This is a genomic window from Microcystis sp. M113S1 (genome assembly GCF_020246945.1).
GTDB lineage: Bacteria > Cyanobacteriota > Cyanobacteriia > Cyanobacteriales > Microcystaceae > Microcystis.
Map to the genome: position 1 here is coordinate 1 of NZ_JADBSA010000153.1, position 11912 is coordinate 11912.

The 11912-nt window shown below is 45.6% G+C and carries 9 protein-coding genes and 1 pseudogene; 2 read left to right on the forward strand and 8 right to left on the reverse strand.

Features of this window, described 5'->3' with window-relative positions:
• Positions 1-407: 407 nt before the first annotated feature.
• Positions 408-1625: an ATP phosphoribosyltransferase regulatory subunit gene (locus IM319_RS07645; RefSeq protein ID WP_287735191.1), complete on the reverse strand. Its 1218-nt coding sequence runs from the start codon at positions 1623-1625 to the stop codon at positions 408-410.
• Positions 1626-1883: 258 nt separating this feature from the next.
• On the opposite strand from IM319_RS07645, the gene IM319_RS07650 reads away from it, so the two are divergent.
• Positions 1884-2120: a hypothetical protein gene (locus tag IM319_RS07650; RefSeq protein ID WP_287735192.1), complete on the forward strand. Its 237-nt coding sequence runs from the start codon at positions 1884-1886 to the stop codon at positions 2118-2120.
• A 156-nt stretch (positions 2121-2276) separates the two neighbouring features.
• Here IM319_RS07650 and IM319_RS07655 read toward each other — a convergent pair whose 3' ends face one another.
• From IM319_RS07655 to IM319_RS07665, 3 genes are all read right to left on the reverse strand, one after another.
• Positions 2277-3620 carry a chloride channel protein gene (locus IM319_RS07655; RefSeq protein ID WP_287735193.1) on the reverse strand — a complete coding sequence of 448 codons (1344 nt, stop codon included), beginning with the start codon at positions 3618-3620 and terminating at the stop codon, positions 2277-2279.
• A gap of 492 nt (positions 3621-4112) precedes the next feature.
• Positions 4113-4568 (reverse strand): peroxiredoxin, encoded by a 456-nt coding sequence (locus IM319_RS07660; protein WP_287675217.1) that lies wholly within the window; start codon positions 4566-4568, stop codon positions 4113-4115.
• Between the two features lie 50 nt (positions 4569-4618).
• Positions 4619-6313: an ABC-F family ATP-binding cassette domain-containing protein gene (locus IM319_RS07665; RefSeq protein ID WP_287735194.1), complete on the reverse strand. Its 1695-nt coding sequence runs from the start codon at positions 6311-6313 to the stop codon at positions 4619-4621.
• A gap of 135 nt (positions 6314-6448) precedes the next feature.
• On the opposite strand from IM319_RS07665, the gene IM319_RS07670 reads away from it, so the two are divergent.
• Entirely contained in the window at positions 6449-8092 is a 1644-nt protein-coding gene (locus tag IM319_RS07670) for a CocE/NonD family hydrolase (protein ID WP_287735195.1), read from the forward strand.
• Here IM319_RS07670 and IM319_RS07675 read toward each other — a convergent pair.
• The 4 genes and pseudogenes from IM319_RS07675 to IM319_RS07690 all read right to left on the reverse strand — a co-directional run.
• On the reverse strand, positions 8075-8650 hold the full coding sequence (locus IM319_RS07675; protein WP_147069357.1) for a hypothetical protein: 576 nt from the start codon (positions 8648-8650) through the stop codon (positions 8075-8077). The genes IM319_RS07670 and IM319_RS07675 overlap by 18 nt on opposite strands.
• Positions 8651-8760: 110 nt before the next feature.
• Complete coding sequence (locus tag IM319_RS07680) at positions 8761-9720, reverse strand: aldo/keto reductase (RefSeq protein ID WP_287078775.1); 960 nt, start codon at positions 9718-9720, stop codon at positions 8761-8763.
• A 357-nt stretch (positions 9721-10077) separates the two neighbouring features.
• Positions 10078-11577 (reverse strand): SLBB domain-containing protein, encoded by a 1500-nt coding sequence (locus IM319_RS07685; RefSeq protein ID WP_287685291.1) that lies wholly within the window; start codon positions 11575-11577, stop codon positions 10078-10080.
• A 98-nt stretch (positions 11578-11675) separates the two neighbouring features.
• Positions 11676-11912 (reverse strand): annotated as a pseudogene (locus tag IM319_RS07690) (RNA-guided endonuclease TnpB family protein); the annotation flags it as partial.

Here is an 11912-nt window from a genome sequence, read left to right on the forward strand (position 1 = left end):
CTACCAATTGGAAAGTTAGGCACTCATCTAAATCTATTATTCCCCATAAATATCATCAATGCTACTTGTCGTCACAAAACTTCCCATTAGAGCAACCTACATCTACATCTTTGTTCTAACATTTATTGGTAAAACTATATAGGGTTTGCTGAATAAAGGTGAAATGTAGGCAAGGTAAGGGTTTTGTGGCTTTTCTCGCGAAACAGGTGCAAGATTTTGAGAGAATCGTGCTTCAAAACCTTGCGTCTTCATCGGCCCGCGTCCTGTAGGGGCGAAGCATTCGGATAAAAAATCTACGGTTTCACCGATAGGTTATTGCCCGAATGCTTCGCCCGTACTTTTTCAGCAAACCCTAGATAGAGTCCTATAGTAGCGGGCAGCGGAATTTCCGCTGCTTTTGCCCCCTTTTAGAGAGATTCTTCGATCACGGAACCATCTTCTTGCACCCAGGCGAGATTTTTAATCATTCGATCGCGGGCATAGGTACGAATTTGTGCCTCGCTGCGACCCCCTAAATCGATCGCCACTCTCAGATTCGGATCACCGGTGCGAAGGGAGCGAGCTTTACTAAAAGTCGCTATCTGGGCGTTATTACCCAAAGGGATAAGCAACCAGTCGAGGGGGGGAGCTTGAGTGGGTAAAGTCTGCCCTGATAATAAACTTTCGTGGAGTTCTTCGATATTCAGGGAAAAACCGATACCCGGAGCCGATTGGCCCTGGGGATGAAAAACACCCAATAATTGATCATAGCGTCCGCCTTGGCCTAAAATACTGAGATTTTGCTGGTGATAACTAACCGCCTTAAAAACGATGCCGGTGTAGTAATCAAAGGTTTGAATCAGACTTAAATCGAGAATTAGGGGGAAGGGTTCAGAGCGATCGGCATTAAGCAGCTCTACTAGGGATTTAAGGTTATTAACGGCTTTTTGGGCCGATTCTTCCTGGGCTAATACGGCCACTTGTGCGAGGACATCCTCAGGATTACCGCGCAGGTGAAATAATTGTCGGGCTTGCTGCCGGAGGGTTTCGTTGGGATAGGGAAGATTTTCGAGGCTAACGTAGTCGAGGAGGGCTAAACAGCGTTTCACCTGTTCCTGTAGGGGACCGGGAAAAGGAGAAAGTAGCGAACGAGTCAAACCCGCTTCTCCTAAAATAATCTGCCAGTTAGGGACGGCCAAACTATCGAAACAGTCGGCCAGGAGCAGTAAAATCTCGGCATCAGCTAGTAAACCGCCAGAAAAGAGCAGTTCTACCCCCGCTTGATAGAATTCCACTTGACGACCGTGATAACCGGCACTAGGGCGACGAAAAACGTTAGCCCGATAACAAAGACGTTGGGGATAGGATTCCCCACTCATGCGGGTGACGGCACTGCGGGCAATGGAAGCGGTTAATTCGGGGCGTAATCCCGATAGTCCTTGACTATCCCCGTGGAGTTGGATCACGGTGCTGGGATCGATCGCACCGCCTGCGGTGAGGGTATCGAGCCATTCAATGGTGGAGGTGACGATCCTTTGATAGCCCCAACGCTGAAAGACAGACTGAAGGCGATCGTTAATCCAGCCTTTTTGGGTAACTTCTAGGGGCAATAAATCCCTTGTCCCCGCCGGGGGTTGATGAATCATGAGAGTTTGCTGATCAAAATCGGTGGCACTGGTCAGTCCTATTTCACTTTACGACAAGTTGTTACCAGTTTTCTGATAGGTAAAAACCCCTAAGAGGATTTGTTAGGGGTTTTTATCTCAAATGTTGGGGTGAAGACCCTCCCATGAGCGCGACGGGATGAAACCCCGACCAATATAAAACAGCGAAGCACGACTAAAATCTTGACAATCTGTGCTGTATAGGTTAACACAAAATAAGTTATTTGAGGTCGATAAACAATGATTGTCTTAGAAATGAAAGCATTGGTCAAACCAAGTCAGTGTTCTGCTATTGATGAAGCTATTCGTACAGTACAATTGATCAGAAACAAAGCATTAAGGCTTTGGATGGATGCCAAGAGAGAAGACAAAATCGATCAATATTCTCTTTTAATTTTCTCTCAGGCTTCCGATTGCATTCTCGATCGCATTTTGGATTCGATCGCTTCTGGGTTTTCTGCCTCTAGAATCCATTGATCGTATTTCTCGGCGATTAATTTGCCGATTTTAGAGTCTGGGCGGTTGGCTGGTTGGCAGATCGTTCATAAATTAGGAATTAGTGCGATCACTGATTTTGTAGAGTGCATGACAGTTATTTAGCCAGACAAGATATTATTCCCCTGACGGTGGCTTCTAGCGGAACATTGCGCGCAGGGAACTGGAGAGTTGATTGGCTGCCCGTGCGGCCACCAATCCTGAAAGGGCGGCGACCACCACTGTGGCAAGACAGGTTAGCTGGGCTGCCCCCGGTCCACCCACCCCCAGCACCATCGCCATGGCGGTCAGAGGTAGGCGATAGCCGCCAGCAATACCAGCCGCTGCCCCCGCCGCACCCGCCAGATCCCCCGAAATCTCAAAGGTGGTTGCGAACACCCGGCCACTGAGGTCGCCGATCGCCAGAAAAGGGACAAACACGCCGCCACAGCCCCCGGCTAAAACGGCAGCGGTGGTGGCGGCAGCCCGGAGCAGAGCTACCGCTAACAGATGGTAAGGAGTTGTTTCAATGTTTTCGGCCCAGCGGATAGCGTCTCCCCCCGGCCCAAAAGCTGCTGCGGGGGTCGCCACCTGTCCGATCACGATCGCCAGAAACAGCATCACCAGGCCACCGATCAGAAGACGAGTGGCAGGCCTGTCCCGCAAGCCTCTGGCCCAGTAGATCGCCTCACCAGTGAGGGCTGTAATCGTGCCGGCGATCACTCCGATCAACAAAGTGGCACCCACCGCATCCCAGAAGTCAGTCGGGGGAAGCCGCGGCACGACCAGCCGGATCAGTTGCAGCTTAAAGGCAGCGTTGACTCCCCATCCCACCAGTCCCCCGGCTAACATCGCCGCTGCCCGCTCCGGGGTGATCGGAACCTGGCGTCGCTGACTCAACTCAAACATAAAAAAGCTGCCCACCAGAGGGATTCCCATCAGAGCAGAAACACTTGCCGCACCGCCGCCGATGGCCAGCGGCCGCACCAGTTGACGCAGGGCTGGATTTGTGCTGCCTAACCAGGTTCCCGTCGCCACGCCAATATGAGCTGCCGGTGATTCTGTTCCCATGGGCGCACCCAGTCCAACAGTGGAGAGGATGGCCAGGGCGCGCAAGGGGGCTAGATTCCAGGGGAAGCGCTCTTCGGCGCCGGATGCGTTCACCACGTCACCGGTCAGGTCGGCGCGAGCAATGTCATGGGGGAAGGAGTACCAGTCCATGAGAGAACCCCAGCGGCCAGAGGAAGTCGCCCCCCGGGGAGCTAAGGTCTGCACGGGTTGCCCCCTACCCAGTCCAAACAGGACTAGCGCTGCTAAGGTAACGCCCACCAGAGGCAGCAGCAGTAGCCAGACTTTGCCTAGGTCAGAGGCAATCCTGAGGGTTTGCTTAATTGCCTCAGTCAGCAGTACCGCGGCCAGAGAGCCGATCAAACCGCCGAGCAGGCCGCCAACAGCCCATGTGCCTACCCTGGTTAACAGAAGTTGTAGTTTGTTATTTAGCATCGTGCAAAGAAAGTTAAACTTTTATCGTTCCTATAGCAAGTCCATTGGAGTCGTCAAGCAAAACACCCTGAAAGTCTTTACTATATAGTTAGTAAAAGTATAGTCAAATATAAACAGACTGAATTCTATTTGAGAAATTCCCTTCACCTTTACTTCGAGAGATTAATTCTCCTTGGCTGAACTACGCACCTCTCTATCCCATAGCTGAACAGATTTGGGAATCCTTTTCTTAGGATGTTGTAACTTGAAACCACTACTCAACGGATTTAGTATAAGTTAACATTTCAATTAGACGTTTATAAGGAATAACGACAAACTTTTGGGTGTTAGCTTTGCCTATGTTAGCCTTCTGTTTCCAGCCGTCATTTTTGCCAATAACTAAAGCAGATTGAGGGTGTGTTAGTCAAAATTAACACACCATTAATTTTATTTTTAAGTCAGAACCAGCCTCATTATGGGATAGGTGTCTTAATTTCTTCCATAATCATCAACCTAAAAAGATTTAATTGTGTTCAAAGATTCGGTAACGTGAGCTTTAAAATCTAACATAGAATCGAAAATATGTCTGACGATTCCCTCTTGATCAATGATATAGGTAACTCGTCCGGGGAGGAAGAATAAGGTAGAGGGAACACCGAATAATTTCCGGACTCGGTTATCGCTATCACTTAAAAGGGTGAAGGGAAGATTATATTTTTGGGCAAATTGTTGATGAGATTGGGGACTATCGGCACTAATACCAATAACTTCCGCACCCGCATCGGTAAACACTTCGTAACTATCGCGGAAAGCGCAGGATTCTGCGGTACAACCCGGAGTGTCATCTTTGGGATAGAAATAAATTACCAGGGATTTTTTACCGATTAAATCGCTGACATTAACCGTTGTCCCTGTTTGGGAAGGGAGAGAAAAATTGGGAACTCGATCGCCTACTTTTATAGCTGCCATAAGATTAATTAATGAATAGATAATCGTGGATAGGGTGATACTTTAACATTCTAACCTTTTTTGGTCTTTTGTTTAGCCCGTTTAGCGGCAGCTTTGTCCGCTTTTTCTGCTTCAATGCGTTTTTGTTCGGCTTTTTGTTTTTCTTCGTCTAGTTTTTCTAGATAATAGTGATAATCTCCTGCGTAGGCAATTAATTCGCCCTCCCGAATCTCGACAATTTTGTTAGCTACCTGGGAGATAAAATAACGATCATGGGAAACAATTAAAACCGTGCCTTCATAAACTTTTAAAGCCGATTCTAACATTTCCTTGGCGGGAATATCGAGGTGATTAGTCGGTTCATCGAGAATTAATAAGTTAGCGGGAGCAAGTAACATTTTGGCTAAGGCAAGACGCGCTTTTTCGCCACCACTCAAAGATTCTACTCTTTTTAATACCGTTTCCCCGCTGAATAAAAATCGCCCTAAAAGACTGCGAACTTCCACATCTTTCCAATCGGGAACTTCATCATGAATGGTATTTAAAACAGTTTTAGTTAGGTCTAAAGCTTCCGCTTGGTTCTGCTCAAAATAACTAGGAATAACGTTATGTTTACCGATTTCGATCGAGCCTTCTGTGGGGGGTTCTAACCCAACAATTAAACGTAAAAGCGTGGATTTTCCTGCACCATTTGGGCCTAAAAAAGCCACTCGATCGCCCCTTTCTATTTCCAGATTTGCTCCGAAAAAGAGAATTTTATCATCGTAAATGTGAACAAGATTTTTAATAGTTACCACTTCCCGACCACTACGCACTGCTGGAGGAAACTGGAATTTTAAGGTACGCACATCGGCGATTGGTGCTTCAATTTTTTCTACCTTTTCTAATTGTTTTTCCCGGCTTTTTGCTTGGGTACTGCGGGTGGCACTGGCACGGAACCGATCCACGAAAGCTTGCTGTTTTTCTAGTTCTTTTTGCTGACGTTCGTAGGCACTTAACTGAGCAGATTGTTGTTCGTATTTTTGCTGTAGGTAGGCAGAATAATTACCTAAATAAGTGGTAGAAACTCCCCTTTCCGTTTCGACAATTTTGGTACAGAGACGATCAAGAAATTCCCGGTCGTGGGAAACTATGACCATAGGAGTAGTTAAATCCTTGAGGAATTTTTCTAACCATTCAATGGTTTCTAAGTCTAAATGGTTAGTCGGTTCATCGAGGAGTAAAATATCGGGAGTTTGCAGGAGAATTTTGCCTAAACTCATCCGCATTTGCCAACCACCACTAAAGGAACTTACCAAGCGATCGCCGTCATCAATAGTAAAGCCCATTTCTGGTAAAATTTTCTCGATGCGCGCTTCTAATCCGTAACCATCTAACGCTTCAAATTGTCTTTGTAAGCGATCCAATTGATGAATTAAGCGATCTAATTCTTCGGGATCAGCTTTTTCCATGCGCTGGGGAATTTCTATTAGTTGATGGTGGACTTGATTCGCTTCTTGAAACACCGTCCAAAATTCCTCCCGTACCGTCCGACGGGGATCCACTTCAAATTCTTGGGTAAGATAGCCGATATGGAGACTGGTAGGACGGATGATCTCCCCAGCGGTGGGTTCCACTTCCCCCATAATAATTTTCAGCTGGGTGGATTTTCCGGCCCCATTGACTCCCACCAAACCGATGCGATCGCCAGTTTTTACTTCCCAAGTGACATCTTTTAACACTTCTCCCGTCGGGTAAATCTTACTAATTCTCTCTAGTCGTAGCATCGCTGATTTTTCTCCAGTCCTAGGCAGTTGAGGCAGTCCGCCTCTATTGTAACATTTAGTTAAGCTTTATCTGGTCTTTGTCAAGTTTTCTCGATTGAGCCACCTGACACTATTTTTTATCTGAAAGAGATAATAATGCTTAATCCCTACCCCATAAAAAAAGAAACGGCTAGTTTAATCACCAGAGATGGAATTAGTTTAGTTGCCGATATTTATCGTCCCGATAGTAGGGAATCTTTTCCCATTTTACTAATGCGACAACCCTACGGAAAAACGATCGCTTCTACGGTGGTTTATGCCCATCCTAGCTGGTATGCACGTCAGGGTTATATTGTGGTAATTCAGGATGTCCGGGGACGGGGAAACTCGACGGGAAATTTTAATTTATTTGCCCATGAAATTAGCGACGGATTAGAAACTATTGAATGGGTTTTAACTATTCCTAATAATACGGGTGTGGTGGGAATGTATGGTTTTTCCTATCAGGGAATGACTCAATTATACGCCGCTACTAATGGTCATGCTGCTTTAAAAACTATTTGCCCAGCAATGATCGCTCACGATTTATATCGAGATTGGGGCTATGAAAATGAAGCATTTAATTTCCAATATAATCTCGCTTGGGCAATACAATTAGCAGCGGAAACAGCTAGATTAAAAGGGGACGAAACTGCCTATCAAAAACTCTGGGTAGCTTCCCGAAATTTACCCCTTTTTGATCCTATTGCTGCCTCTCCCCAAATTCTGCAAGATTTAGCTGCTGATTCTTTTTATCACGATTGGATTACTCGTTATCTTCCCGATGACTATTGGCAAAATTTATCCCCGCAAAACCTTTTAAAAAATATCGATTTACCGATGTTACATATCGGGGGTTGGTTCGATCCTCATCTCCGGGGAACTTTGGGTTTATACCAAGAAATGCAAGCGCGTTCTATCTATCCCCAACAGCTAATTATTGGTGCTTGGACTCATCTACCCTGGGGGAGAAAAGTAGGAGAGATAGATTATGGTCAAGAGGCAATTAGTCCCGTGGATAAAATGCAGCTGCAATGGTTTGATTATTTCTTAAAAGGTCAGGAAACGGAGTTATTAAAAACTCCTCCTATGTATCTATTTCAAATGGGGTCTAATCAATGGCGATATCTGGAGAAGTTTCCCAGAGAAAATCAGCAAATTTATTATCTTGCTAGTCAAGGTTTAGCCAATCTGCGCGAGGATGAGGGGAAATTAAGCGCGATTTTGTTAGAACCTGCGATCGAGGATACCATCGTTCACGATCCTTGGCGACCGGTCCCATCTTTAGGAGGTCATAGCGCCCTACCGGGGGGAATATTCGACCGCACCATGCTAGACTGTCGCAGTGATGTGATTACCTACACTTCTCCCCCCCTAGAGAAAGATTTAACGATTTTGGGTAGTCCCCGTCTGGATTGTTATTGTCAAGCAGATGCGGTTAGTTTCGATATCTGTGCGGTGGTTTCTCAAGTTACCCCCGATGGTCGAGTTTTTAATATCACTCAGGGTTATAAACGGGTAAATAATCCCGAATCGCCCCTAAATATTGCTATGCAGGCCACTTTTATCACTATTCCTCAAGGTCATAGCTTGCGTTTAAGTCTGAGTGCCTCTTGCTTTCCCGCACATCCCGTCAATGCGGGGACCGGCAGCTATCCCCACCAGAGTCGAGCGATCGATTTTTCTATTATCACAATTAAGGTTTTTTGTCAAGGAAATTTTCCCGCAAAATTGCTATTACCTTTAGTCGGGGAAAGCTAAACCGCTGCGGGGATCGCGAATGTATAAACCTAACACCAGTGAGGAGATAACCGTATCCCAGACGGGGGTGAATTTTTCCGCATCATCGACCCAATAATCCATAGTAATTAAACATTGAACCCCGGAACCAATGCCCACGGCAATGCGCGAATAAGCTGGCCGATTTTCTTGGGGGTCGATGAATTGAATTTGCACCCAAACAATGCGTACGGTTTGTCGTTTTTCTTGGATAACTTCGCCGATTTCGTGAGGATTGCGGCTATCTTCACGAGCTAATTTTTTGACCATTCCTTTCAGGGGTAATTCTTTCCAATCTCCGGGGGGAAGTAGATTATAGGAAACCTCTAAACGACAATCATCATCGGGAGGTTTTCTATCTAAAAAACGAAAGGAATTATCATCGGGTTCAAAATGCCAATCTTGCGGAACTTCAAAGCGAACTGCACCGCGACCAGCTACAAAAATACTGTTACCCGGACTAGATTTCCAGTTATGATCTGGATTTAAATCGAGGGTTTCTTTGATCCATTGCAGATTGTGTTTTTTGGATTTAGCCATAGGTATAATCCTGCGATAAGAATCGGACTATAGCTGTCATTATACAGGCTTTTTCCTGAGAATTAACCAAAGCTTCTGTCTTCACCCTTAAGATAACTGCTGTATAATTTTTAGAAATCCCACAGCACGGGATTATCATCCAAGAAATCAGTTACCTGTTTACCAATATTATCAATTAATTTTAGGTCTTCCGGGGTTAAATTAATTGTCATTGCTTGAGCGTTATTAACTGCTTGAGCGGCATTTCTTACCCCAGCAATTGCATTAGTTTGGGGTTGCTTAATTAACCAAGCAAGAGATAATTGAGCTAAGGAACAATTATAGCGGTCAGCAATCGGTTCTAATTGATTTAAAGCCGCTTGTACCCTCGGAAAGTTTTCGCCATGAAAGAGTTTATTTTTAATTCTATGGTCTTCCGCTGCCAACTGATAACCGGTTCTAAATTTTCCTGTTAATAAACCTTGGGCAAGGGGAGAATAGGCCAGAATAGAAATATTATTCTCTATACAATAGGGCATAATTTCCTTTTCTACCGAGCGCCAAAACAGAGAATAGGGAGGTTGAATACTCTCAATTCTGCCGTATTGACTAGCTTCTTCCAGTTGAGAGCGGGAGAAATTGGAAACCCCTATAGCTCGAATTTTTCCCTGTGCTTTCAGATAATTAAGAGCGGCCATAGTTTCAGAAATAGGCACTATTTCCGTGTTCCATGAGCCACTAGGCCAATGAATTTGATAGAGATCGATATAATCAGTTTGGAGGTTTTTTAAAGAGCGATGGCAAGCTGCGATAACTTGCTCATATTTGAGGTGATTAGCAAAAACTTTTGTGGCATAAATTACCTGTTCTCGCACATCGGCTAAAGCTTGAGCGACAATCAATTCTGAGTGACCTTCCCCGTAGATTTCGGCTGTATCTACAGTGGTAATTCCTGCCTCAAAAGCGGCACGAATTGCTTTAATACTTTCCTCATCTTCAATACCTGCCCACATCTTTTTTCCTGCTTGCCAAGTACCCACGAGAAGGGGAGTAATTTCTATATTAGTCTGACCGAGATAGCGTTTTTGCATAACAGTTTTTTGATGGGTTAAGTATGCTTAGGGTTTCAGTCGGGTTTAGGGCTGAAAATCCCAGCTGAAGAGGACTAAGGTGACAAGGATAAAAACTTTTACCGGTAGGGGTGTAAAGAACAAACTTAACAAGCCACAAAAAAGACCTAATAAGCGGGTACTGAGGCTAATTATTTCGCCTTGAACATTGTAGCTAATCGACAGGGCGATTAGGGCTAGAGTAAGGAGAAAAATCATAGTTTTCTTTCCTGAGTCTATTGAGCAGAAAAGCCGTGACTGCTCACGACTTTTTGCCGTTTCTATATCTATTATTAGCTCGATTACTTAGCTATTGACATCGGGGTAAAGTAAACTTTTTTAACGGAAAAGATTAAAAAATCCGTTGAAGAAGCCTGTCAGACCAGTAAAGGGACTTAAAACCGTGCCGAGGGTGTCGGTAGCAGAGGCCAGACCGCTACGATGAACCACCACCACATCATTATTGCGGAGAATCGGGTTAGTTTTCTCGTTGATACCCTGGGAAAAATCGATGTTAATTGAGGTTTTGGTGACGGTCCCGTTAGGATTGAGACGAATTAATTCCACTGTGGACTGATTGGCCCGACGCTTATCAAAGTCTCCTGCGGTTAAAATTGCCTGATTGAGAGGGGTATTGGGAGGAACTTCAATTGTCCCCGGTTTTTTCACCTCCCCGACCACTTTCACGTTAATGGTTTTAGGGGCAAAACTGGCCGATGCTAGGGTTTCCGATTCTTTGGCCGAGATTTCAGTAGCAGTGGGGATAATCACCGTATCCCCTTCTTGAAGAAAGATATCGCCGGTCATATCACCTTTATCGAGCAAACTCCAGAGATCTACGGGGATTTTCTGCTGGGAACCGTCACGAGTATAACGCAGCACTTGTACCTGTCGGATATCAGCGAGAGGTTTGATGCCTCCCGCTTGTTGGATAGCTTGGGTTAGTCGGGCCGGTTTCCTGGTGCCGCCGCGATCTTGGTCATTATTGTTGTTATTGTTATTGTTGGGAGTGGGGACAATGCGATGGGACCCCGGACGATAAACTTCTCCCACCACAGTAACATTAATTTCTCGATCGCTATCTAGTCCAAAATTGGCATCGGCTAATTGATTGACTTCCCCGACGCTAAGGGTTGTTTTGGTGGGAATAACGATGCTATCACCATCTCTGAGGCTAATATCTTGGGTTTTATCGCCTTTTTGGATTAATTGCCAGAGATTGGCTTGAATTAGCTGTTCTTGTCCCTTGAGGTTGCGTCGGATTTGAACTTGACCAATATCGGCCACCGTAGTCACTCCCCCCGCTTGCCGGATTATTTCGGTCAATAGGGGCGTTTTTTGGCTTTGTTCGGGGTTAATTGTGTAAGTACCCGGACGATTGACTTCCCCCGCGATGGCGATTTGCAGAGGCCGGGGGGTGAGAATGCTAACAGTAACCACGGGACGTTTGAGATAGGTGGTGTAACGTTTAGCGAGGGTTTGGCCGGCTTCGGTGACGGTCATTCCCTCCACTTTGACGCTACCAATCAGAGGTAAAGTCAGGGTTCCATCGGCTAAAACGAGGAAATCGCCGCTTAAATCCGCGACTTGGTAAACGGTGACGCGCACTTTATCCCCTTCTCCTAGGGTGTACTCTTTGCTTTCTGCGGGGATAGGAGCAATCGCCTCTTTAGCGGGTGCAGGACTACTCGCAGGAGTGGCTTGGACTGGGCGGGCTTCTAAGGAAGTTAGGGGGGCAATAGTGCCGATAATTAACAGATAACGTAGTGATTTACTGATTAAATCCTGTAATTGGCTGCTATTTAACATGATCAATAGGATTAATTTTATCGTTGACATTGGCAATCAGTGTAGCACAAATAGTCGATCGCCTATGGAAAACCCCTGTAATATCCCATCTATCGAGAGTTACCGCTAACTTTGACATACTCCCACCGTCAAGCTACGCTGTGACGGGGGATTCTTGACCCATCGCTGTTAGAAATTCCTTGTTCAACGAGACAGCTTAGATTCTCAATGTCTCCATTAAGAATCCAGAGGCCGGACTCTCCCAAGGCGTTTGGGTCGGTTTCTGTTTGCCCAACAGTACCGTTGAGATGATTTCCCAAATATTTCAACCCTTTTTTAAGAATATTGATTGCTGCATTATGATCCCTATCTAAGACTGTTTTACA